Origin of the sequence: Flavobacterium ammonificans, assembly GCF_020885975.1 — a bacterium.
Taxonomy (GTDB): Bacteria; Bacteroidota; Bacteroidia; order Flavobacteriales; family Flavobacteriaceae; genus Flavobacterium; species Flavobacterium ammonificans.
In genome coordinates this window covers 486072-511370 of sequence record NZ_AP025183.1, presented here as the reverse complement: position 1 = coordinate 511370, position 25299 = coordinate 486072, and the positions used below count along the sequence as shown (strand labels likewise).

21 protein-coding genes are annotated in these 25299 nt (G+C 35.5%); 4 read left to right on the top strand and 17 right to left on the bottom strand.

The genetic code is table 11. The features are described 5' to 3' along the window. Positions 1-9 precede the first annotated feature (9 nt). The 8 genes from LPC23_RS02350 to LPC23_RS02315 form a co-directional block, all read right to left on the bottom strand. Positions 10-711, bottom strand: a complete 702-nt coding sequence (locus LPC23_RS02350; RefSeq protein ID WP_229330786.1) for a CoA transferase subunit A — start codon at positions 709-711, stop codon at positions 10-12. A 42-nt stretch (positions 712-753) separates the two neighbouring features. Continuing rightward, a complete protein-coding gene (locus tag LPC23_RS02345) occupies positions 754-3063 on the bottom strand; it encodes a penicillin-binding protein 1A (RefSeq protein ID WP_229331568.1) in 2310 nt (769 codons plus the stop codon). Between the two features lie 20 nt (positions 3064-3083). After that, positions 3084-3563: a gliding motility lipoprotein GldH gene (locus LPC23_RS02340; protein ID WP_229330784.1), complete on the bottom strand. Its 480-nt coding sequence runs from the start codon at positions 3561-3563 to the stop codon at positions 3084-3086. Further along, positions 3547-4839: a PSP1 domain-containing protein gene (locus LPC23_RS02335; RefSeq protein WP_229330782.1), complete on the bottom strand. Its 1293-nt coding sequence runs from the start codon at positions 4837-4839 to the stop codon at positions 3547-3549. The genes LPC23_RS02340 and LPC23_RS02335 overlap by 17 nt, the downstream gene beginning before the upstream one ends. Positions 4840-4999: 160 nt before the next feature. Further along, positions 5000-6361 (bottom strand): oxygen-dependent tRNA uridine(34) hydroxylase TrhO, encoded by a 1362-nt coding sequence (gene trhO, locus LPC23_RS02330; RefSeq protein WP_229330780.1) that lies wholly within the window; start codon positions 6359-6361, stop codon positions 5000-5002. A 210-nt stretch (positions 6362-6571) separates the two neighbouring features. Continuing rightward, positions 6572-6982, bottom strand: coding sequence for a BrxA/BrxB family bacilliredoxin (locus LPC23_RS02325; RefSeq protein WP_229326138.1), 411 nt, complete (start codon positions 6980-6982; stop codon positions 6572-6574). A 124-nt stretch (positions 6983-7106) separates the two neighbouring features. Then, a complete protein-coding gene (locus LPC23_RS02320; RefSeq protein ID WP_229330778.1) occupies positions 7107-8252 on the bottom strand; it encodes a lycopene cyclase family protein in 1146 nt (381 codons plus the stop codon). Between the two features lie 41 nt (positions 8253-8293). Continuing rightward, positions 8294-10258 carry a TonB-dependent receptor plug domain-containing protein gene (locus tag LPC23_RS02315; protein WP_338032155.1) on the bottom strand — a complete coding sequence of 655 codons (1965 nt, stop codon included), beginning with the start codon at positions 10256-10258 and terminating at the stop codon, positions 8294-8296. A gap of 170 nt (positions 10259-10428) precedes the next feature. On the opposite strand from LPC23_RS02315, the gene LPC23_RS02310 reads away from it, so the two are divergent. Continuing rightward, the gene (locus LPC23_RS02310; protein ID WP_229330776.1) at positions 10429-11076 is read left to right on the top strand and encodes a metal-dependent transcriptional regulator; all 648 of its coding nucleotides are present in this window, start codon (positions 10429-10431) and stop codon (positions 11074-11076) included. Positions 11077-11078: 2 nt separating this feature from the next. Continuing rightward, a complete protein-coding gene (locus LPC23_RS02305; protein WP_229330774.1) occupies positions 11079-11897 on the top strand; it encodes a ZIP family metal transporter in 819 nt (272 codons plus the stop codon). A 160-nt stretch (positions 11898-12057) separates the two neighbouring features. Here the strand turns inward: LPC23_RS02305 and LPC23_RS02295 are convergent, their stop codons facing one another. From LPC23_RS02295 to LPC23_RS02280, 4 genes are all read right to left on the bottom strand, one after another. Next, positions 12058-14289 carry a TonB-dependent receptor family protein gene (locus LPC23_RS02295; protein WP_229330770.1) on the bottom strand — a complete coding sequence of 744 codons (2232 nt, stop codon included), beginning with the start codon at positions 14287-14289 and terminating at the stop codon, positions 12058-12060. A gap of 73 nt (positions 14290-14362) precedes the next feature. Continuing rightward, positions 14363-16465 carry a ferrous iron transport protein B gene (feoB, locus tag LPC23_RS02290; protein WP_229330768.1) on the bottom strand — a complete coding sequence of 701 codons (2103 nt, stop codon included), beginning with the start codon at positions 16463-16465 and terminating at the stop codon, positions 14363-14365. Beyond that, on the bottom strand, positions 16465-16701 hold the full coding sequence (locus tag LPC23_RS02285) for a FeoA family protein (RefSeq protein WP_229330766.1): 237 nt from the start codon (positions 16699-16701) through the stop codon (positions 16465-16467). The genes feoB and LPC23_RS02285 overlap by 1 nt, the downstream gene beginning before the upstream one ends. A 99-nt stretch (positions 16702-16800) precedes the next feature. Continuing rightward, positions 16801-17466, bottom strand: a complete 666-nt coding sequence (locus LPC23_RS02280) for an SCO family protein (protein WP_229330764.1) — start codon at positions 17464-17466, stop codon at positions 16801-16803. Positions 17467-17597: 131 nt separating this feature from the next. On the opposite strand from LPC23_RS02280, the gene LPC23_RS02275 reads away from it, so the two are divergent. After that, positions 17598-19661, top strand: a complete 2064-nt coding sequence (locus tag LPC23_RS02275) for a M13 family metallopeptidase (protein ID WP_229330762.1) — start codon at positions 17598-17600, stop codon at positions 19659-19661. Positions 19662-19714: 53 nt separating this feature from the next. Here LPC23_RS02275 and LPC23_RS02270 read toward each other — a convergent pair whose 3' ends face one another. The 5 genes from LPC23_RS02270 to LPC23_RS02250 are packed head-to-tail and all read right to left on the bottom strand — an operon-like array spanning position 19715 to position 24703. Then, positions 19715-20176, bottom strand: a complete 462-nt coding sequence (locus LPC23_RS02270) for an AraC family transcriptional regulator (protein ID WP_229330760.1) — start codon at positions 20174-20176, stop codon at positions 19715-19717. A gap of 11 nt (positions 20177-20187) precedes the next feature. Beyond that, on the bottom strand, positions 20188-21054 hold the full coding sequence (locus LPC23_RS02265) for a DMT family transporter (protein ID WP_229331564.1): 867 nt from the start codon (positions 21052-21054) through the stop codon (positions 20188-20190). A gap of 52 nt (positions 21055-21106) precedes the next feature. Then, on the bottom strand, positions 21107-21910 hold the full coding sequence (locus LPC23_RS02260) for an SDR family oxidoreductase (RefSeq protein ID WP_229330758.1): 804 nt from the start codon (positions 21908-21910) through the stop codon (positions 21107-21109). A gap of 7 nt (positions 21911-21917) precedes the next feature. Then, positions 21918-24326, bottom strand: coding sequence for a M28 family peptidase (locus LPC23_RS02255; protein ID WP_338032154.1), 2409 nt, complete (start codon positions 24324-24326; stop codon positions 21918-21920). Between the two features lie 26 nt (positions 24327-24352). Next, positions 24353-24703, bottom strand: a complete 351-nt coding sequence (locus LPC23_RS02250) for a hypothetical protein (protein ID WP_229326112.1) — start codon at positions 24701-24703, stop codon at positions 24353-24355. 225 nt (positions 24704-24928) lie between these two features. Between LPC23_RS02250 and LPC23_RS02245 the strand changes: the two genes are divergently transcribed. Next, positions 24929-25252 carry a single-stranded DNA-binding protein gene (locus LPC23_RS02245; RefSeq protein WP_229326110.1) on the top strand — a complete coding sequence of 108 codons (324 nt, stop codon included), beginning with the start codon at positions 24929-24931 and terminating at the stop codon, positions 25250-25252. The last annotated feature ends 47 nt before the right edge of the window (positions 25253-25299 follow it).

Genomic DNA, 25299 nt, shown 5'->3' with positions numbered 1-25299 from the left:
AATTCATTGCTACATTTTTTTTCTTACCGTTCGTTGTTCAATTCTTTTCTCAAACAATTCCCCTTGAAAAATACGTTGTATGAATATACCCGGAATATGAATTTGGTTGGGATCTAAGGTTCCAGCTTCAACTAATTCTTCGACTTCGGCGATGGTAATTTTTGCGGCACCTGCCATACACGGATTAAAGTTGCGCGCCGTTCCTTTAAAAATAAGATTGCCGGCGGTGTCTCCTTTCCATGCTTTTATAATAGAAAAATCAGCTTGAAAAGCGTGTTCTAAAACATGCATTTTTCCGTTGAATTCGCGCGCTTCTTTTCCTTCTCCAACTTCGGTTCCATATCCAGCTGGAGTAAAAAATGCCGGAATTCCGGTTTGTGCTGCCCGACATCTTTCTGCCAATGTCCCTTGTGGAATGAGTTCTACTTCGAGTTCGCCCGAAAGCATTTGGCGTTCAAATTCGGCGTTTTCTCCCACATAGGAAGAAATCATTTTCTTGATTTGTTTGTTTTGTAATAAAAGACCTAAACCAAAATTATCTACTCCAGCATTATTGGAAATACAGGTGAGATTTTTAGTTTGTTTTTTTACTAGCTCGGCAATTGCATTTTCTGGAATACCACACAATCCAAAGCCACCTAGCATAAGTGTCATGTTGTCTTGAATACCTTCAAGAGCTTGATTTACGTTAGCTACTTTTTTGTTAATCATATTTTATGATATTACTTTTTGTAATGTATAACCTTATAAATTCTATAATTCGAATTCTTCAGTATCTTGTTCCACATCAGTACTGTCTTTTACGACGGCACTAGGTTTAGAATAACAATCTACTTTTATAGATAGATTAGCGGGTCTGTCAAAATTTTCTTTTGACACGTTGAGCGTTTCGTCTTCGTAGCATTTTTTCATAAAATAGCCCCAAACCGGTAAGGCAGAAGTAGCTCCTTGACCATAGGTTAGACTTTTAAAACGTGCCGAACGATCTTCACAACCTACCCAAACTCCGGTCACTAAATTAGGAACCATTCCCATAAACCATCCATCGGATTGGTTTTGTGTAGTTCCTGTTTTACCAGCAATTGGGTTTTTAAACATATACGGATAACCCGTCCAACGGTTGTCACCGTTTCCACCACTTTCGGTACGCAAACGTTCTCCCGATCCACCTTCGGTTACGCCTTCTAATAATTTAATAACTGCAAATGCAATGTCTTTATTCAACACATCATGCGACTCTGGAACAGGTTCGTAAAGAACTACACCGCTTTTGTCTTCAATTTTTCTTAAAAATTGCGGTTTTACATACACTCCTTGATTGGCAAAGGTGCTGTAAGCAGCCACCATATCTTGAACGGTAATTTCGACTGCGCCAAGAGCAATTGAAGGTTGTGCAGGAATTTCAGAAGTTACTCCTAACTTATGCGTTAATTCTACTACGGCTTCAGGTCCAGTTTTGTCAATTAATTTCGCTGAAACTGTATTAATCGAGTTAGCCAAAGCCCTCTTTAAAGTAACCATTCCGCGGTATTTTTGATCGGAGTTTCTAGGTTCCCAATCAGCAGTTACATTGTGTTCTCCTTTGCGAATCATAAAAGGGCCGTCCAAAATAGAATCACAAGGCGACATATTCAATTGTTCAATTGCTGTTGCATAAACAAACGGTTTGAATGTAGACCCCACTTGTCTTGCTCCTTGTCCTACGTGGTCGTACTGGAAGTATTTGTAATTAATACCACCTACCCAAGCTTTAATGTTACCCGTTTGAGGTTCCATTGCCATTAAACCGGATTGTAGAAAGTGTTTGTAATAACGAATGGAATCCAAAGGCGTCATAACCGTATCTCTTTCTCCTTTCCAAGTGAAGACTTTCATCTTGGTTTTTTGTTTGAACGAAGCAATGATTTCTTCTTCACTTTTATCGTTGGATTCCATAATATTCCATCGTGCGGATGCCTTCATAGCTTTCTTCAAAATACGATCCGTTTCGGCTTGAGAAATGTTGACAAAAGGAGCGTTTTTATTGTCTTTTGCTTGTTCGAAGAATTCTTCTTGCATGTTTGCCATGTGAGCTTCAACGGCTTCTTCAGCATACAATTGCATGCGAGAATCAATAGTAGTGTAAATACGCAATCCGTCTCTGTAAATATTATAATCTGAGCCGTCTGGTTTTTTATTTTCTTCTACCCATTTTTTCATGTATTCTCTCAAATACTCTCGGAAATAAGTAGCTGTTCCATCTTTATGACTTTCTAATTTGAAGTTCAATTTGATAGGCAAACTTTGTAATTTTAGTTTTTCGGCTTCGGTAATAATCTCTGCTTTTTCCATTTGCTTCAATACCACATTGCGACGATTAAATACGCCTTCTGGGTTTTTAACTGGATTATAAAGCCCTGAATTTTTAAACATTCCAACTAAAATTGCCGACTCGGAAATAGTTAATTCTTTAGGTTCTTTTGAGAAATAGGTTTTAGCAGCCGAGTTGACCCCTACAGAGTTGTTACCAAAATCATACACATTGCAATACATGGCAATGATCTCGTTCTTGGTGTATTGTCTTTCCAAACGAATGGCAATAATCCATTCTTTAGCTTTTTGAATGATTCGGAACGGTAAGAATTTAGACCCTTCACCATGGAATAATTGTTTAGCCAATTGTTGGGTTAGTGTACTGGCACCACCAGATGTACCAAAGCTCAAAATAGCTCGTAATGTTCCTCTACCGTCAATTCCTGAGTGATCGTAAAAACGAGCATCTTCTGTTGCCACAAGCGCCTGCACTAAATTTTTAGGTAAGTCGGAATACTTTAATTGGGAACGGTTTTTTTCAAAATATTTTCCAATGACGACCCCGTCAGCAGAGATAATTTCGGTTGCTAAATTAGAGTCTGGATTTTCTAAGTCTTCAAATGAAGGCATAGAACCAAAAAGCCCCCAAGAAGCAAATAGGAAAAATAAGGCAATGCCTCCCAAACCATAAAAGAAATACTTCCAAAATAGTTTGGAATAATATTGAATGTCTTTTTCAGAATCAGGAACCTGATTTTTTTTACGATTAATAATAGCCATAATTTAATTTTCTATTCTTTATTTTCTATTCTAAACCCTACGTCTGTAATTCCCTCAAGCTCTTCTACTCCAGGAACTTTGCCTGTTTCACGAACCGCTTGTTTGATGTATACTTTGTATTTTCCTCTAAATTTTACATTCTCTTTGTAGAATAATTTACTCTCTTTGATGTCAGTAAATCCTTCGCCCAGAAGGGTCCCATCAGGATTAGCCATTTGGTATTCTAAAGTGTCTACTTTGGTAAATCCATTGGGTAATTCTAACGCCACAATCAAAAATAAATTGTTAAACGGATAATTGTCATTGCTTCTCAAATTGACAAACAAATCATATCGTTTAGTCGAATCTAATTCGGGCAATTGAAAAGTAACCGTGCTGTCTTTGTGCCAGGCACTACCAACCGAATGGTATTCGTCAAAAACTCTTTTTTTATCACAGGAAAAAAAGAGAATTCCAATTAAAAGAAAAACAAGACTATTTTTTATCCTCATTTTTAGTAATAATTATCGGTTTTCTCGGCTCTCCACTTTTTTGGTTTGGATTCGGACGCTTGTTGTTATTTGGTCGGTTATTATTTCCCGAAGGCTTACTGTTGTTAGGATTAGCAGGTCTATTATTTCCTACATTTCCTTCAACAGCTTGTCTCGGTTTTTTGTTTGGTCTTTTCTTTTTCTTTGGTTGGTCAAAACGAGTTAAACTTTCTTGCCCCATTGCATTGTTGAAGTTCTTTTCTTGTTCGTCAACCGTTTCAATGGCAAAATCTTCTAATGAAGACACCTTGTTTTTCAATTTATTTTCGGCAACAATTTCCTTAACCTGTTCTATGTTTAATACATGCCAGTTGGCAAAATTATTAGTATAAGCAAACCACATTAAACCTTTGAAAATATCTTGTTTTTGGCAAATAGCGTCCCCTTTTTCAGTCACTAATTTAGTGTCAAAATCAGGAAAATCTTTCAAGGCATCCATGTAAGTGTCTAACTCATAGTTCAAACAACATTTCAATTTACCACATTGACCGGCTAATTTTTGTGGATTCAATGACAACTGTTGGTAACGAGCTGCTGAAGTATTGACACTTCTAAAATCAGTCAACCAAGTAGAACAACACAACTCTCTTCCGCAAGAACCAATGCCTCCTAAACGAGATGCTTCTTGGCGGAAACCAACTTGTTTCATCTCAATTCTCGTGTTGAATTCTTTAGCAAAATCTTTGATTAATAGACGAAAATCGACTCTGTCATTTGCGGTATAATAAAAAGTAGCTTTTGAGCCGTCTCCTTGAAATTCAATATCCGAAATTTTCATTTCTAATTTTTGTTGAATAGCCAATTCACGTGCACGCACTTTCATCGGTTCTTCACGGTCCCTTGCTGCTGACCAAATGTCGATGTCTTTTTGAGAGGCTTTACGGTATACTTTTGGAATTTCAGCACTTTCATGATTGACTCCTTTTTTCTTCATTTGTACTTTAACCAATTCGCCAGTTAAAGTAACAATTCCGATATCATGTCCTGGTGAGGCTACAGTTGCAACAATATCACCAATGCTTAAAGTCAATTTTTCTGTATTGCGATAAAATTCTTTTCTTCCATTTTTAAAACGGACTTCCACACAATCAAATGGAGCTTCGCCGTTAGGGGCGCTCATATTAGAAAGCCAGTCAAAAACGGTTAATTTGTTGCAGCTATCGGTGCCGCAAGTCCCATTATTTTTACAACCCTTTGGTGCACCACCATCAGAAGTTGAACAACTTGTACATGCCATAATTTATATGTAGTGTTGCAATGAATGCAACTTAAGTTCATAAAACGAATAAGGTGTAAAGATAGTATTTTTTAGTTTTAAGTTTTATAGGGTTTTTGTTAAAGTAAAAATCCCATTTCAGTTACGAAATGGGATAGATTATATTGAAAAATAAATAGCTTTAATTTTGTAACTTAAGGTACAATTTATCCGATAATCGCACTCTAAATGGGACTTCAAAAGTTACTTTATCACCTATTTTAGCTACAGTGCTTTCACTTCCGTTGACCAACATTTTATCTAAAACTAATTCTTGATTTCCCGTGGTTGGACCTGAAATAAATAGGGTGTTTCCAACGTTTAATTCGTTGTTTTCGATTACAAAAAGACCTACTTGTGCCTTCACATAATAGTGTTCTACTTTGCCTAAAAGTATTTTTTTTATCTTAATCTTTTGACGAATATCTTTTGATTTTGAGGCTGTAGCCAATGCCGTATCCGAAAGTTCGCCCGAATGTTTGAACTTTAAATTTTCTGATTTTCCTTTTCGGAATACTTTATTTCCAACTTGTTTTCCGCGACGCAATTTTATTTGTTCGGCTAAAGGCAAATGGGTAATTTCTTGACATTCAGATGAGCAACAATTTTCCATAGCGGCTTTACAGTCATCGCATTGAATGAATAATAAATGACAGCCGTCATTGGAACAATTAGTATGATTATCACAAGGTTTACCACATTGATGGCATTGCGAAACGATATCATCAGTAATTCTTTCGCCTAAGCGATGATCAAAAACAAAATTCTTCCCAATGAATTTACTTTCTAGATTTTCTTCTTGGATTTGCTTAGCATAGTTGATGATTCCGCCTTCCAATTGGAATACCTTTTTAAAACCTTGGTGCTTGAAGTATGCCGATGCTTTTTCGCAACGAATTCCGCCCGTGCAATACATCACCAAGTTTTTATCTTCTTTATGGTCTTGCAATTGCTCGTTAATGATAGGCAAACTTTCTCTAAAAGTCTCAACATCGGGAGTGATGGCGCCTTTAAAATGACCAATTTCACTTTCGTAATGATTTCTAAAATCGACCACAATGGTGTTGGGATCGTCTAAAATTTGGTTGAATTCTTTGGCTTTTAAATGTACACCAATATTGGTTACGTCAAAAGTTTCGTCGTTCAAACCGTCGGCTACAATTTTGTCGCGAACTTTCACCGTCAATTTTAAAAAGGAGTGATCGTCGTGTTCTACGGCTACATTCAAACGAATGCCGCGCATAAAGGGATAGACTTCTAAAGTTTCGCGAAAGGCTTCAAAATTCTCAGCAGGAACTGACATTTGAGCATTGATACCTTCTTTGGCAACATAAGTTCGGCCAAGGGCGTCAAGGGCATTCCAAGCAACGAATAAATCGTCTCTAAATTTTTTAGGGTCTTCAATTTTGGCATACGCATAGAAAGACAAAGTAAGTCTTTGTTTGCCGGCTTGATCAATCAGCTCGGCTCTTTCTTCTGCGCTTAAGGTGTTGTACAGTTGCATGCTATAAACGGTTAAGTGAGAAATTATGTAGGAGTTCTAAATGGAAGAACTCGGTTGCAAAGGTAGTATTTAACCACAAAAGCTACAAAGATTTTTCTCAAAGGACCATAAAAAAACCGCAAATTCGCAAATTTTCTTCTTTTATGAAGATTGTAATTTGCGAATCTGCGGTAATAATTTTCTTTGTGACTTAGCGCCTTAGCGGCAAGTCTAACAAAACTCTGCGTAGGCGTCTTGTAAGTTTTCTGCGATTAATTCGGCTGGGCGACCTTCAATATGGTGACGCTCTAACATATGAACTAATTCACCGTCTTTAAACAAAGCCATACTTGGTGAAGATGGAGGAAAAGGGAACATGTGTTGACGCGCTGCATCAACTGCTTCTTTATCAACTCCTGCAAAAACCGTAATCAAATGATCTGGTTTTTTAGCACCTTCTAAACTCATTTTTGCTCCCGGACGTGCGTTTCTTGCAGCACAACCACAAACAGAATTCACTACTACTAATGTAGTCCCTGCTCCTTTGATAGCGTTTTCAACAGCCTCAGCAGTATGTAAATCTTGAAAACCAGCGTCAACTAATTCCGCTTTCATTGGTCTTACCATTTCTTCTGGATACATAATTATTTATATTAAATTAATGATATACGATATTTGATTCAAAAAATCTTAGGCAAAGATAAATAGAAATCTGGTCTAAAGAAGTAATCAAATCATAAAGATTTGTTATCGTTGAATAGCTAAATTAAAATCGGAATAGTCGTCTTAATAAAGCATTGATAAAAAGTCCTTTTGGGCATTTCCAAATGACTTGCAAATCTTCCCAAAATGAAGTTTTTTCATCCAAAAATTTAAGAATAAGTGGTGAATTTCCATTGTGGAAAAGGGCAGAAAAAATGGCAGCTCCTGTTTCATTTTTTTGGTCTAAAATGTCTAACAAAAGCAAATCGTACCACCAGAATTTAGTCTTTTTATGGAACTTTCTAAAATCGGTTTGAGTTTCTAAAAACGAAACTAATTCAGTTGATTTTTGGTCGGAATTTTTGAAGGTAAAACCTGTACTGGCTTTGGTCCAACCTCCTGCGGTGCCAATATTAATTACATTTTGGGTATTGTGTTTCCAAAAAGGGTAACAAGTCATGGGGATATTTCCAAACTCTTTTTCGACAATTTTATAGTTTTGAATACCTAATTTTTGAATGTAATTTTCGATTTCGGTTTCATATTCTTCTTTTGAAAGCAAGTCTTTTGAAAACAAAGTGTATTCCAACAAGGCTTCGGTTTCTGAAGTAGGCAAAACATACATAAAACGGGTGTTTCCTTTTTGCGCCACCGAAAAATCCATAAATGTAGCTTGCTCGGGATTGAATATTGGCTTTTCGGTTTTAATAAACCAACCCGCAAAATGCTGCTGCAACAAAGGATATTTCGACTGATTGGTGACTAATGAAGGATTATAAATCGAATTGAAAACTTGGCTACAAGAATAACTTTGACTTTCGGTTTTTACCAAAACAATACTTTCTGATTCTTCTATTGCAAGGACTTTTTCTTGGACAAAATCAATATTTTTTTGATTTGCAATCAATTCCAATAACTGATTGTAAAAATCCAATCCCTGAATTTTGTTGTATTGGTAGGGGTGTAATTCTAAGTTTCGTTTAAAATCAGCATTAGCAAACAACACCGAATCCCATTTTTTTGAAATAGAAGGTTCCCAAAGAGTTTCTTTTTGATCCCAAAAACACCAAGTTCGATCGTTAGTTTCTTTTGCGTTTTCGTCCAAAAGCAAAATACTTTTGGTTTGAAATTTTTGAGACAGAATCATTTTGGATACCGTCATTAAAGCGGATAAGCCTGAGCCGGTAAAAATGTAGTCGTATTGCTTCATGTTTCAAAAATAAGTAATAAAAACAAGATAAGATTAAAATGTTAGTCAATATGAAATCGTAGTCCAGCAAAAAAGCGAATCCCTTGGTTAGGGCCATAAGCATAAGTTGGATCGAATGTCAAACCATAAGGATTGTCAACAGTTGGTACCACATTGCCATTAGGATCAAATTGCACATTTTTGTCAAAAGGATCGTTAGCACGAGCAATTAAAAACGGATTGTTGCGATTAGGCGTCCAGTTTAGTAAATTTTTTATTCCCGTGTAGATTTCTAAATTATGAATTTTTTTAAATGTAAATTGGATGTTTTGGATACTAAATGGAAGAGAAGTTTCTCGACGAGGATCAAGTGGGCCAAGTAGAGGCAAACGCATTGGCCCAGTGAGATTTCCAGTGTAATCAATGGCTAAATACCAAGACGGAATTTCATAACTAACAGCCCAGTTAAGCGAAAATTTTTCTGTAAAAAGGGGCACAAATTTTTGGTTGTCTTGCATTGTTAAAGGATCAAAATAGCTGGCGCCAAGACTGGCTTTTAGACCAAATGGTGTGATCCAATCTACATTTGAGCTAAGCCCAAAAATTTTAGAATAGCCGTTCAAATTATCGTATACAATTTGATCGGGGTTCAAATCATAATTGGCAAAAATCCGATTCGTAAAATAGGTGTACCAAGAAGAAAATTCTAAATTAATGACTCCAGCATTTGTTAAGCTGTATTTTTTCAGGTAGTTAAAATTTACGTTATACGATGTTTCTGGCTCAAGATTAGAGGTCAATATGACATCTCTCGCTCCAGATAATGCTTGATGATCTTCGGTAAAAAGGTTAACTACTCTAAAACCGGTTCCAAAATTGAATCGTAAAATATCATTGGGAGTGGGCTTGTATTTAAAAGCAAAACGAGGGGTTACTATAGAGCCATGTGCTGAATTGTAATCATAACGCAGTCCAAGGAGAGTACTTGTTTTGTCTGAAAAAGTAATTTCATCTTGTGCAAATAGGCTGTAAATTTTAGAATGATTTGCGTTGTTAGTAGCAGGCGTATTGTCATTATAGTATTGGTATCTGAAAGCGCTTCCAAAAAGAAATGAATTGTTCTTCCAATTCTTATCCCAAAGGAATTGTCCAAAAGCAATTTTTTGATTGGCAAGAAATGTAGAATTACCATATACAGAATTTTGATCATGACCAATAATTGAGAATTGGAAATACAATTTTTCTTGAACAGGGAGTTCATATTTTCCAAGAAATTCGTATCGAGAAGTATAAATGCTTTCTCCATATACTTGGTTTCCTCCTCTAAAACCTTTATTCCATTGTATTTCACCGCCCCATCGGTCCTCATATAAATAACGAGAAACCAAGCTGAGCTCTTTTTGAGATTTTCTGCTAAAATTTAATTTTGAAAATATTGAAACTCGATCCTGCAAGGAGAGGTCGGTGAAATTGTCATTATTGTTGTCTAACGGATTGTTGTATTTAAAATAGTTTACTCCAATTAGCGCATCTACTTTTTTGCCAAAATTGGCTCTATACCCTAAATCGATATTGGTTTCTAACCAGGATGTAGAGAAAATATCGGCTGTAATAGTTGGAACCGTTTTTGGCCTTTTGGTAATTATGTTAATCAATCCGCCGACTGCTTCACTTCCATATAAAGTTGAGGCGGCACCTTTAACCACTTCTATTCTATCAATCATGGAGTTGGGTATTCCGGATAAGCCGTAAACTGTTCCTAAGGCACTCACTATGGGCATACCATCAATAGTTACCATCGTGTAGGGACCGTCTAAACCATTGATGCGAATGTCGCCAGTATTACAAACATTACAATTGTTTTGAGGACGTAAGCCATTTACATTTTGTAATGCATCAAAGATATTTGCGGTAGGATTTTGTTTTAAAAATGTAGCTGTTATTATTTCTACTGGGACAGGAGTTTGTAATCTCCGCATTGGTTTAAGCGTACCAGAAACAACCACTTCGTCGAGCTCTAGTTTCACTTTTTCTTTTTTTGCAACGGTGTCAGTTGTTTGACTATGTAGTTGAATAGAAAAGGCAACAATAAAAAACAATAGTTTTTTCATCAAATTGAAATCAAATTTTTAGGTAAATCTAAAAATAATTTTAATTAATCTAAAATAATTTTTTAAATTTGATAAAAATTTGTTCAATGACTAGCTCTGAAGAAAACTACATTAAGGTGATTTACCATTTATCATCTAGTACACCAAAAGGGGTAAATACAAATGCGATTGCAATTGTACTCAACACCAAAGCCTCTTCGGTGACGGATATGGTAAAAAAATTATCTGAAAAGAATTTGGTTTCTCACCAAAAATATTATGGAGTAACGTTAACTGAAACGGGGCTTAGAGAAGCCAAAATGATTGTTAGAAAACACCGATTATGGGAGGTTTTTTTAGTAGAAAAACTAGGTTTTTCTTGGGATGAAGTTCATGATATTGCGGAAGAATTAGAACATATAAAATCAGAAAAGCTAACCAACAGGCTCGATGCGTTTTTAGGATTTCCAAATACAGATCCTCACGGAGATCCTATTCCGGATCAAAAAGGCGAGATTCGAAAAATTAATAAATCATTATTGTCAGAAGTAGCACATCAAAAACTTTTTCTGTGCGTTGGCGTAAAAGATTCTTCGGTAGAATTTTTACAATATTTGAATAAACAAAAAATTACTTTAGGTTCTCATATCAAGGTTTTGGAAAAAGAATCTTTTGACAACTCAATTGTTATCGAATTGGATGGCAAAGAGTTAACTATATCGAATAAAATAGCAACTAATCTTTATGTTCAATAAGTATGTTTGAAGATATAATTCATTTTTTTGAAAGTATTGATCCGGTTTTAGCGGCTTTATATGCTACGCTATTTACATGGTTTTTAACTGCTTTAGGCGCTTCATTTGTTCTTTTTTTTAAAACAATGAATAGAGTAGTTTTAGATGGAATGCTTGGTTTTACAGGCGGCGTGATGGTAGCTGCCAGTTTTTGGAGTTTATTAGCGCCTGCTATCGAAATGAGTGGAGGAGAAGGATTTGCTAAAGTAATCCCTGCTTCGATAGGTTTTTTTCTAGGCGCCCTATTTATTTTTGGGTTGGATAAAGTCTTGCCTCATTTACACATTAATTTTCAGGAAACCGAAGGGGTGAAATCACCTTGGCAACGCACCACTTTACTTGTTTTGGCAATTACCTTACACAATATTCCTGAAGGATTAGCAGTTGGCGTTTTATTTGGAGGTGTGGCAGCTGGAATTCCGGAAGCTTCTATTGCTGGCGCTTTGACTTTGGCTATTGGTATTGGAATTCAAAATTTCCCAGAAGGAGTTGCCGTTTCTATGCCTTTACGCCGAATGGGAATGAGCCGATGGAAGAGTTTTATGTATGGACAATCTTCTGCTATTGTTGAACCTATTGCAGCAGTTATGGGAGCCGTAGCGGTTACCTTTTTCACACCCTTGTTGCCGTATGCTTTAGCATTTGCAGCTGGCGCTATGATTTTTGTAGTAGTTGAAGAAGTGATTCCTGAAACCCAACAGGATCAAAATACAGATATTGCAACGCTAGGTTTTATAGGTGGATTTATTGTGATGATGATGCTAGATGTGGCATTGGGTTAATGACAGCCACAATCGTCCTTGCCACAATATTTATCTGATTTTTTTTTCTTCCAAAAGTATTTTTTAATCAAAAATCCAATTGATAGAGCCAAGAAAGTGAAAGCAATTATTTCTTGTATGCTATTGTTTTCCATTTTCTTGGCTATTTCTTAGTTAAAGATTAGAGTTTTATTCCTAAAGAGATGTAAAAAGTTCGTCCTTCTCCCGGAAGAATACCAGGTCCTGGATATCCTCCTGCTCTTCTTGTAGCGTAGTTTTTATCCAAAAGATTGTTTACTCCTGCTCTAATATTGTAATGTTTCAAGAACTTATATTCAGAAGAGAAATCCATTACTTGATATTGCTCTAAAATACCTGTTACCCCGTTTGATGAAGGCGCCACTGTATTGTTAGCATCTGTAAAAATTTTACCAGACATTCTGTATTGTAATGTGGTAGAAAAGTTGTTATTTCCCCAAGAAAGTCCAAAGTTATGAATGTATCTCGGCGCATTTTCCACTCTATTTCCTGAAAGGTTGGTCTCTTTAATTGTTACATTTGGAGCCGAGCCAGTAGTACTGAAAATACTAAAATCAGTGTAACGGCTATCAATAAAACTAATGGAAGCAAAAAGATCCAAGTTACCGTATGGTTTTTCTATTTGGAAGAAGCGCGTCACATTCAAATTAAAGAACCCTTCAATTCCTTTATTAATGGTTTCTCCTAAATTGGTTCTGAATAAGAAGGTTCCTTTAGTAGGATCATCATTAATAAATTGTCTTATTCCACCAATTCTATTATTGTAGCTTAAGTAAAATAAACTAAAATCAAAATTCAAATAGTTTTTATGAGTTCCTCTAAATCCTAAATCAGCATTAAATCCACTCGCATCTTTTAAATTAGGGTCTATGACATCTGTCACTGCCGGCGGTGTAAAATCCGAAAACAATACAGGTCTAAAAGCTTGGGTAATATTGGCGTAAATATTGGTAGTTCTAAATTTATATTCCATTCCGAGCCCAAACAAAGGTTGGTTTCTTGCTATCGATTTAACAGGCATAGCTACATCATTTCCATTACTAATGCCAAATCTTCCTTCTCCTGTATTTCTAATATATTCATAACGAATACCTGGAGTAACACTGAATTTTTCAGAAACCTTGAACTGATTTTCTGCAAAAACAGCCACATTTTCTGTAGTAAAATCTAAATCTCTACCGTACCTTCCGTCAATTGACAAATCAAAATCAGCTCCAGTTGTTCCTTTGCCATCTTGAACACGACGTGTATTGGCTTTGTAAAGACGCGCCCCAAAAGCAAGATTATTATCTGTATTACCTAGTTTGTATTTTAAGATATTACGATTTTCAATTCCAAAATTTTTGTAATAGTCACGGTCAACACGTCTATTTGCAAAATCATTTGTAGCAGGGTTAATTACATCTTCAACATTGGGAGTTGCAGTAAACCCAACACTATTACGTTCTCCTACAAGCCCAAACAATTTAGTATTGGATGAAAAACGATCGTTTAGTTTAGTATCAAAATTAATGGCAAGTACATTCCAAGGCGTACCGAACCAGTTTCTTTCTCTTAAAGATTTTTGAGCATTGGTGTTGAATTGACTATCAGTCAAACCTCCAGCTTGTTGCATTTTGTAATCCATATTAGTGTATTCAGCAGACAACTTCGTTTTTTCAGAAAAATCATAAGCTACGAATGCATGGGTATTTCTAACAGTGTACTCGCTGTTTTCTCTCCATCCATCGCCACTACGGGAATGATTATAGATATAATAAGAGAATTTATTGTGTTTTCCGCCAATGGCATTGTAGCTACTCATTAAGCCGTAACTTCCAACTGTATTTTGTGTTTCAAAAGAAAATGGTTTTTTAGTCTCTCTTTTTAAAACATAGTTTAACATCCCTCCAAATTGAGGTCCAAATTGCAATGCAGACCCACCACGAACTAATTCTACCGTTTCCACAGCCTCTAATGGCGGATTATAATATGCCTCAGGATATCCAAATACATCAGATGAAATGTCGTATCCGTTTTGACGGGTATTTAACTCCCAACTTCTGTTTGGACTTAGTCCGCGAACCCCAACATTAATTTGGATTCCAGATCCCTCATTTTCCCAAATGGTAACTCCAGGGATTCTTGAAAAAATTTCTCTAGCATTATTCGTTGTGAAGTTTCCATTGATGTTAGAAAGTTTCAAAACTTCATTTTTTTTACCTGAGAATAAAACATTTTCTTTTATCTCTGGCATTCTTTCTGGGCTTTGTTGTTTGGATTTAATTATGACAGCTTCAAGTTTATTCACAGTATCAGTGCTAAAAAGCGGATAATTTTGGGCAATAGTAGCTGTGCTAGTTAAGAAAGCTAAGGCGATAATTATATTCTTCATTTTTATTTAGATTAATTCTACATTGCAAATGTAAAAATTAATTTTATTTAGACAAAATATAAATAAAGAAATTTTAATTTAAAATTTGATAGGCAATTAAGGCAACGAGATAGGCCAAACCGCTCATGAAAATTAATTGTCCCAAAGGCCATTTCCAAGAGTTGGTTTCTTTTTTAGTAATGGCAATGGTGCTGGCGCATTGCATAGCAAAAGCATAAAACAATAATAAGGATATACCCGAGGCAAAATTGAATATTTTTTGGCCTGTTTCTGGGTGAATTTCAGCTTGCATTTTGTTTTTAATGGTAGTGTCATTATCGCTATCTCCTACACTATATATTGTAGCCAATGTTCCAACAAACACTTCTCTAGCAGCAAATGAACTAATAATCGCTACGCCAATTTTCCAATCGTAACCCAAAGGAGAAATTACAGGCTCGATAGTTTTTCCCATAATTCCGATATAGGAGTTTTCTAATTTTTGCGAAGCAATAGCATTTTGTAGTTCGGTTTCTTCTAAAGGTTTAGCGCTGTTTTTTTCAATTACAATTTTTTCAGCATTATTGAATTTTTCACCAGGACCATAAGAGGCTAAAAACCATAAAACAATAGAAATGGCTAAAATGATTTTACCTGCACCAAAAATAAACGCTTTGGTTTTTTCGATTACATTAATAGCTACATTCTTGAATAACGGCAATTTATAATTTGGCATTTCGATTACAAAGTAGGTTTTGCCTTTTATTTTTAAAATCGAATTTAAAATATAAGCTGAGAATATTGCCATTCCAAAACCAAGTAAGTACAACAACATTAGTGTCAATCCTTGCATATTGATGATTCCAAATACACGAGTATCAGGAATTACCAAAGCAATAATAATAGCATAAACAGGAAGTCTTGCAGAACAAGTTGTAAATGGCGTTACTAAAATTGTAATCAATCGTTCTTTCCAATTTTCGATATTTCGTGTAGCCATTATCGCTGGAATTGCACAGGCAGTTCCTGAAATCAAAGGCACAATACTTTTTCCAGATAAGCCAAACTTACGCATGATTTTGTCCATTAAAAAAACTACTCGGCTCATGTAGCCGCTCTCTTCCAAAATGGAAATGAACATAAAAAGAAAAGCAATTTGTGGAATAAAAATTAGGATGCCTCCAATACCCGGAATAATTCCTTGGGCAATTAAATTAGTCAAAACACCAGCAGGTAATTGGTCGCTTGCCAAAGCACTCAATGAAGCAAATGTACTGTCAATAAAATCCATCGGAATTTTAGACCATTCAAAAATGGATTGAAAAATTCCAAAAAGAATGAAAAAGAAAATCGCATAACCCCATACTTTGTGAGTAAGGACTCGATCTAAAACAGAACGAAAATCTTTGGCAACAGTGGTATCAATTTTAAGTCCCTCTTTCAATACATCATTGATGAATTGATAGCGCTTAATGGTTTCTTTTTGTTGTAATCGTTTTAAATCCGAATGGGATTTAGTAAATGAATTTCGGATTTCATTTCGATCTAAGTTCAAGAAATTAACATCTTGAGTAATTACTAACCATAATTTGTATAACAATTGGTTAGGAAATGTTTTGCGTAAGTTTTCAAAATAGACAGGATCAATAGAAGAAGCATTTAAACAAGGCTCTTTTGGGAGCGATTTGTAATTGACAATTAATTGTTTTAGTTCTTCAATGCCAGTTCCTTTTCTCGAACTCACTAAGGCAATTTTGGTTTGTAGCTTTTCTTCTAAATAAGGAATGTCTAATGAAATACCATTGTGCTTCATTCTGTCAGCCATATTAATGACTAGAATGGTGGGGATTTCCAAGTCTTTTATTTGAGTAAAAAGAAGTAAGTTTCGTTTTAAATTCTCAACATCAGTTACTACTAAGGCTACGTCAGGATATAATTTGTCGTTTTTGTTCAACAATAACTCAATCACCACATTCTCATCAATGGAACTGGCATTCAAGCTGTAGGTTCCAGGCAAGTCAAGAATATTGGCTTTGTAATTATTGGGTAATTTGCAAAACCCAATCTTTTTCTCCACCGTAATTCCGGGATAATTTCCCACTTGTTGATTCAAACCTGTTAGTTGGTTAAAAACCGAAGTTTTCCCTACATTAGGATTTCCAATTAACGCGACATTGATGTTGTGACTACTTAACATTAGTGGTTTTCAATTAAATCAACTTCGATTTCTTTGGCAGTTTCTACTCGAATAGCTACATGCGAGCCATTAATGTTTAAATACAGTGGATCGCCAAAAGGAGCAATTTGAAGTAATTCAACCACATTACCCGGCAAACAACCCATCTCCAATAATTTCAAGGGAACAGCATCAATATCAAATTCTTTGATAATTGCTTTATCGCCTTTTTTGAGTAGGTTTAATGTGGTTTGCAAGTCTTATTTAGATTGAATTAAGATTGCAAAAGTACAGATTTTAATACTAAACCAAATGATAAATATCATTTTTATACTAAAATTAAGAGAAAATGCGATTTATTGTTCCGACAAAAATGCAATGTCATCAATTAGGCGTTGAACGTCTTCTTTATTCGTTCCGTCATAGAAACCACGCACACGTCTTTTTTGGTCCACTAATACAAAGTTTTCGGTATGTACCATATCATACAGTTCTTCCGGTTTTCCTAATTTCACTGCTAAATAGGATTTTCGTGCCATAGTATAAATGGCTTTTTTATCTCCAGTCACTAGATTCCATTTGCTATCGTTGACATGGTGTTTAATAGCGTATTGTTTTAAAACAGGTACACTATCCGTTTCAGGAAAAACGGTGTGCGAAAGTAACATGACTTTAGGATTGTTGCTAATTGCTTTTTGAACTTCTTCTAAATTAGCGGTCATTTTTGGACAAATAGAACCACAAGTCGTGAAAAAGAAATCGGCAACATAAATTTTACCCTCATACTCTTTTTGAGTTATGGTTTTTCCGTTTTGGTTGACAAAAGAAAAGTCAGCAATGGTATGGTATTTACTAATGTATTGTACCGTGCTGTCTACTAATTCTGGATTAACATCTGAAGGATTATATATAGGTAAGGTTTTGGCAGGTTTTAATGCCGAGTAAAACAAGGAAATCGTAATTATCGAAAAAACGATTAACCCAATAAAAAAGAAACGATAATGGTGTAAAAAAGCTTTCATTTTTAAAATTTGGAACAAAAATACGAAAATCATAAAGGCATTTACCATATCGATAGCATTAAAAAAAAGCGTGTAATTCAAATCTTTAAAAATTATTCAATAGATTTGTTTATCACTAAAAATTAAAAACAATGAAAAAATTATTTTCGAATGCTGTTCTTTTCGTGATCCCAGCTTTAATTGTTACATCGAGTGTTCAAGCCCAAGACAACACTGCGAAAAAAGAGCCAGGAATCAATGTAAACTTTATGGATACAAAGGTAAAACCAACAGACGATTTCTTTAGATACGTTAATGGAACCTGGTTAGACAATACTCAAATTCCAAACGATAAAACACGTTGGGGAAGTTTTGATGAATTGCGTCAAAAAACAGATACAGATGCCTTAATCATATTAAATGAGGCGACAAAAAACCCTATTTATAAGTCGAATACAGATCAAGGTAAAGCAATTAACTTGTACAAATCTATATTGGATACGGTTACTAGAAACAAGCAAGGAATTTCTCCGCTTAAACCGTATTTAGCTAAAATCAATGCAGTAAAAAACACGGCCGATTTACAGGCATTGTTAATTCAAATGGCGCCTCAAGGCGGAATAGGTTTTTTTGGAGTAGGTGTTGGAGTTGATGCTAAAAACAGTAATAGAAATGTGATTAATGTAGGTCCTGGAAGTGTTGGTTTGCCTGACAGAGATTATTATGTTTCTGAAGATGCTGATTCTAAAGAGAAACGTGCCAAATACCTACTTCATCTAACTAAAATGCTACAATTGCTTGGAGAAAAACCAGCCGAGGCACAAGCAAATGCAGATAGAATTCTAGCTCTAGAAACAGCGATGTCTAAACCTCGCTTCGATAGAGTGGAACGCAGAGACAGAAGAAAATCGTACAATCCAATGACGGTAAGTGATTTGCAAAAATTGACGCCATCAATTAACTGGGATGTTTATTTAACTCAAATTGGTTTACCAAAAACAGATTCATTAATTGTTGCGCAACCAAAATACTTAGTGGCTTTAGAAACTATTTTGAAAGAAAATAAAGTAGCCGATTGGAAAGCCTATATGCGTTGGACACTTTTAAACAAATCAGCCAGTTTGTTGTCTACACAATTGGAAACTGCGAATTGGGAGTTTTATGGAAAAACCTTAACGGGAGCTGTTAAACAAAGACCACTTCAAGAACGCGCACTTCAAGTTATTAACGGGGCTACGGGAGAAGCTTTAGGAAAATTATATGTTGAGAAAAAATTCCCTGCTGAAGCCAAAGCTAAAGCAGAGAAAATGATCAAAAATGTATTCTTAGCTTTTGAAAACAGAATCAATAATTTGGCTTGGATGTCGCAAGAGACAAAGAAAAGTGCGATAGCTAAATTGAACAAATCAAGAGTTAAAATTGGATACCCTGATAAATGGAAAGATTATTCGGCATTAACGATTAAGTCTCCTGAAGAAGAGGGAAGCTATTTTGAGAACGTAAAAAATATTTCGAAATGGTCTTACAACGAGAATATTGCAGAACTTAAAAAACCTGTTAATAAAGAAAAATGGGGGATGTCTCCACAAACGGTAAATGCGTATTACAACCCTTCGTACAACGAGATTGTATTCCCAGCAGCAATCTTACAACCGCCATTTTATAATTATCAAGCGGATGAAGCTGTAAATTATGGTGGAATTGGAGCAGTAATTGGTCATGAAATTTCCCATGGATTTGACGATTCAGGTTCAAGATACAATGCTGATGGTAATTTAGTTGATTGGTGGACAGCAGACGATTTAAAACAATTTACAGCATTAACAGGAGCTTTGGCAGCACAATACAGTCAGTTACAGCCACTGCCAGGGACTTTTGTAGATGGTAAATTTACTTTAGGAGAAAACATTGGAGATTTAGGCGGTGTGAATGCGGCGTATGATGGATTGCAATTGTATTTGAAAGAAAACGGAAATCCAGGTTTAATTGATGGATATACTCCAGAACAACGTTTCTTTATTTCTTGGTCAACTATTTGGCGTTCAAAAATGAGAGACGAGGCTTTGAAAAGTCAAGTAAAAACCGACCCCCATTCACCAGGAATGTATCGTGCTTATGTACCATTACAAAATGTAGATACCTTTTATGAAGCGTTCAACATCAAGCCTACTGACGGAATGTATATTGCTCCTGAAAAGCGAGTTAAAATTTGGTAATCAGAATTATTGAATACAAAAAAACCGATTAGCAATAATCGGTTTTTTTGTTTTTATTCGATAGGAATACATAAGTCCACAATACATTTTTTCTCTGGATGTTCATTGAAATCATTATGCATAATTTCATAAGGATTTTGGTCTGCTTTTGCATATCCATTTTCTTTCATCCAAATAAAAAGGGATTGCCAAGACTTACCAAACTCATGAGGTGGTATTTCAAAATGACCAACGATACATTTACCTTTTGGGATAGATACCAAACCTATTTCCCCATTAGTTTGAATAGGTTCTTGCAGTAAAACACAAGCACTCATTCTTACTTTAGCCGGATCAGTTATTTTAAAGCTGTCATGATAAATCCGACCCATTTTTAAATCATTACCTACAAGACCTTTAGGAATTGCCCATTGGAGTAATTTTCCATAAGCTGCATCCAATCCTTCCACTCCAATATGAGTGACAAATGCCCAATCTGTTTTTGGCATTTCTTTAATTTCAATATTGGTAATCATATTTTTTAAATTTAACTTTTTCTCATGGATTTATTAACCAAATACAATCCAATTAATGTGATGCTGCCGCCAATTATTATTGGAATAGTGAGCGGTTCGTTAAAAATAACTGTTCCTAACAATACCGCAACGATTGGATTTACATAAGCATAAATACTGCTAATTTCTGATGGTAAACGCTGCAAGGCATAAATGAAGGCAATAAAAGTAAATACGGAGCCAAACAAAACCAAATAAGCAATAGACCACCACGATATAGCTGGAATTTCAGACAAACTTACAGAGGTTCCTGTTGCGCCTGTAAAGGCAAAAAGTAAAATACTCGAAATAAACATTTGCAATCCCAATCCAAAATACGGATTAAAACTAGCCGCTTTTTTCTTAGTGTATAAAGTTCCAAAAGCCCAAGTCAGCGTAGCGACAATAGAGAGGAATATTCCAAAACGAAAATCAGCAATGAAGAAATCATTCAAATGATCGTAAAAGACCACACAAATCCCTGAAAAACCTACAATTAATCCTACAATGGCTAATCGAGCTAATCGTTCGCCTCTGAAAAAACTAATTATGACCACCCATAATGGTACCAAGGCACCAATAATTGCGCCTAAACCACTACTTATGTATTTCACACCCCAAGTGCTGAGCCCGTTACTTAATACAAAATTAAGCACACTCAAAATCAGAATGAATTTCCATTGTTTGCCTTCCGGCCAAGGGGTTTTTTTCAATAAGAAATAGCCAATATAAATAACGCCTCCAATAAATTGGCGAATAGCTACCAACTGTAAAGCAGGCATGTGTTTTACGCCTTCTTTGGAAGCAATCCAAGTGGTACCCCAAATGATGCTGACCCAGAAAAGTGCCAAAAACGGCAACCCAATTGTTTTGATCTGGTTTGAAAAAGCGTTTTTTATTCGGGTTCTCACTTTATAATGTTGGTTTAATAAAGGAATACTGCAAAGAGTTTATCAATGTATCACTCAATATAGTTTTTCCTGCCATTGTGTTTGAAGGTACAAATTTAGGCAAAGCCAAATTCAAATCGATTGCTTTTTGAGTATAATATTCTTTTCTAGTCGGATGGAATGGCGCGACTGCATTGTAGGTTTTGTTCCAAGAATCCAATTCGATTATTTTTTCAATAATGCCAATACAATCTTCTTGATGGATTAAGTTAATCGGCGCATTGGGGTTTTCAATATTTTCTCGCCCGGATAAAAACCGAACTGGATTTCGATCTTCACCAATTAATCCTCCAAAACGTAAAATGGTCGTTTCAAAACAACTGTTTTTTTGCAATAGACTTTCTACAATTGCTAATTGACGTCCGCCTTCTGAATCAGGATTCAAAGGAGTTGCTTCTGTAACCAATTCATTGTCCTCACCATAAACCGAAGTCGAACTCACAAAAAGCACTTTTTCAATGGTTGAGTTTTCAACAAAAGGAATTAAAGTCGCTATTTTGGCAACAAAATTCTCGCTAGAATTGCCTCTTAATTTTGGTGGGATGTCTATAATTAAGATTTGGCTATCAGCCAAAAAATCAGTTATGGAGTCACTGATTTTTTCTTCCTCTAACCGAATTATAAATGGCGCAATTCCTGCTGATTCTAAAACGGATATTTTCTCTATTGAAGTAGTAGAGCCCTTTGCCAAAAATCCTTTTTTTAATAAGGCTTTCGCCAAAGGAAGTCCCAGCCAGCCACAACCTAAAATGCTGATTTGTGTCATAGTTAGCTTAGAGAATTGGAGTAGTTTCAGGTTCAATTTCAGGTTTTGGTTCCGATATACTATCTTGAACTGGAGTGCTTTCAATAACTTTTTTTACTACAGTTTTCACCACTGGAGTTGGAACAATTTTTTTCTGAATTACAACGGCATCATTCAAAACAAATGGCGTTGGCATCATCCAGTTTTGTCGTTTAATCATTCGAAACAATTGGTTTCGCATTAGGTCGAAGGAACTTTCTAATAATTCCATATCAAATGGAGCAGTAGCGTCAATACTAAATTCTATTTCTAAAGCTTCGTTCGCTACTACATAATAGCTCAATATTTTCTTCCCTCTTTTACGTTCGTATTTGATGCCTTTTTGTCCAATAGCTTGAGCTCCGTTAGCTTTGAAATTATTCAAAATCATTTCTTCTGAAGCAAAAATATCGTAGCGGTTTACATTTCGATTCGGTGTAATTTTAATTTTTAATTCTCGTTGATTGCCAACAATTTCATCTTTTAAAAATTCAATCGTTGGCGTAGCTAAGTCTTTTACAGGCGCTTCGGCAGCATAGGTAAATCCTGAATTGTATTTGCTAAACAAAGGTACTGCTTGCATAAAATCGGCCGATTTAGGTTGGTTGCCCAAATAACTTTTCGTCCAATCATCTAAATTGGTGTCATAAGTAACCCAATTGGCCTTTTTGGTTTCAGCATTATAAATGTAGAGCAAGCTGTTGGATTTGGCTTTGCCTAATTCATATCCAGATGTTACATGTGCTTTCGCAAAAAAGATACCCGCAATCGCCAAAAATAAGAATGACCATCTTCCTTTTTTGGTATAATTTCCAAAAACCGGAACTAGTAATCCAAAAGTCAAAGCAGTCAAAATAGCGCTTCCAAAAAGTACTTTAAGTCCTAAGCCGATAGGAAACATTTGAATGAATGGCGCAATAATCAATAGTGCCGGAATACTGCAAATTATATTCAAAAGTGCATTTGATTTTTGAGTCAAAATAAAAAATCCAAAAGCAATCAAACCAAAACCAACAGGAATGATTAAAAATCCAGCGCCTTTTAATCCAATGGCTAATCCACAATTAAGCAATAGCCAAATGAAAAGCGGCGCTACATAATGATTCATCGTTTTCTTTACATCTGAAAAAAGTTGATAAAAAATGAAGCAAATCGCAATGGTTAAAGAGACAAATCCTGCAATATACGAATGGCCGTTGTAGGTAAATCCATTGAGTAAATCGTTGTATTGGGGATAGAAATGAAGTAAAAATTTCCACCCGTAAAAGCCCAATAATCCGCTAGTGATTGTCGCACCTAAAAATGGAATAAATCCTTTTCCGATTTCCTTGAATGACAAAATACGCTTTCCGACGCCTATAAATACTAAAAGTACAAATAGCACTAAAGCGATTAATACCATTGGTAGTATCCAACTAAACGGATAACTGATGAAAGTAAACGGGAGGGTGAAATAAGCATAATCTTCTTTGGAAACGGTAGCGTCAAAGTTGGCATTTGCAAAATACTGCAATAACGGCATTAAATAAGTTCCTTGATGTTCTAGTGTTTTTTTGTTGAGGTGCTTGCTATCGTCTTGTGCCGTGTGGTAATTGAAATGATCATCAATAAAAGCAAAATTATATCCTTGGATATTGCCTTGTTCTCTAAAAACAGTTAAATCGGTGTCATTAGGCAACATTTTATAGATGCTATACATTAAGGAGTTAGAAGCAGGAAGTGGCACTTTTGCGGCAGCAAATTCATTAACTAATCCTGCGTTTCCACCATTGGTTTCCATTAACATATAACTTGGACCTGACGAACCTCGTGCTTCGAAGTTTAAAACGACTCCCACTTCTTTTGCCCATTGGTGCTGGGTAACAAAGAGCGCTGCGCCATTCAAACCCAATTCTTCAGCATCTGTAAAGAGAATGATGATGTCGTTTTTGTGTGGAGTTTTGTTGTATAAAAATGTTCGGACACTTTCTAAAATGGTAGCTACTCCCGAACCCGCATCGCTGGCGCCTAAGGAATACGAATGTGGCGCACTATCGTAATGTGATAAAAGTAATAAGGCTTTAGAGCTATCGGTTCCTTTTATTCTTGCCAAAAGATTTTTGGACTTCACCAAATTTCCCCAATCACTCAAAGTATAGCCCTCTTGAATGGAAGTTTCTAATCCTAATTTTTCTAATTCTTTTAGTAAATACTGCGCGACCTCTTCGTGATTTTTAGAACCAACATAGTGCGGTTGACGCGAGATGGCTCTTACTTGTTTGAATGCTCTTTGTGTAGAAAATTCGGTTAGCGGACCTTCTTCTTCCGATGTCCATTGGGGCATCATAGTAAAAAAGGCTAACGCAAGAATAACTAAAATGAAAAGCGTACTGTAAAGAGAGGCGTAATTTTTTTTCATAGAATAGGGCAGATTTGGGTTTTGGATTATATATCTTTTTTGACAAGCATGTAATATTCATTTTCAAGAATCATATACCCTTGATCGTATAAAAAATAATAGGTATTTCCGGTTTTAGTTTGCAATATATTGGTAAAATACTCAAAGTCAAAACCTTTACTTAGTAATTTAGTTCGGGTAGTTTTGGATTTTCCTTCCGTATTTAATTCACACAAAATGCGGTAATTCTTGCGCAATTTGTTATTGATATTGCGCATAAAATTGTTGCTGTCTTTATTGATTTTGTTATTATATGCATTGCGACAGCCATCGCTGCAAAATTTTTTGTCTTCACGGCCAATAATTTTATCTCCGCATTCTAAACAGCTTTTATTCATAAGATTGGGATTTTTTGACTTAAAATAGTATATAATGCGCAATAAATATATTTAAAATCAATCAAATATATAAATTATTTTCCATTTACAAATGCTTACAAATAGTTACAACCGAAAGTAAATAGTTAGTTACCGAATAATTTTTGGAACCCACCCCATCTTTGCACTGTTGATTGAAACGAATCAGTTAACTCATTTTATTTTAACTATTTAAATTTATACGCCATGAAAAACAGAGTACAATTAATCGGAAGAGTAGGACAAGATCCTGAAGTAAAAAACTTAGAAGGTGGAAAAAAAGTAGCCACTATCACTATCGCAACAAATGATGTTTATTACAAAGACAACGGGGATAAGGTGGAGCAAACAGAATGGCATCGTGTAACTGCTTGGGGTAAGACAGCTGAAATTATAGAAAAATACGTAACCAAAGGAAAAGAAATAGGCATTGAAGGCAAATTAACACACCGCACTTATGAGGATAAAAATGGAGAAAAACGTTATGTAACGGATATAGTGGTTAACGAAGTGCTGTTGTTGGGTAAATAAATTTTCCCCACAAACTAAAAAAGCACAAAGTTCAAAAGACTTTGTGC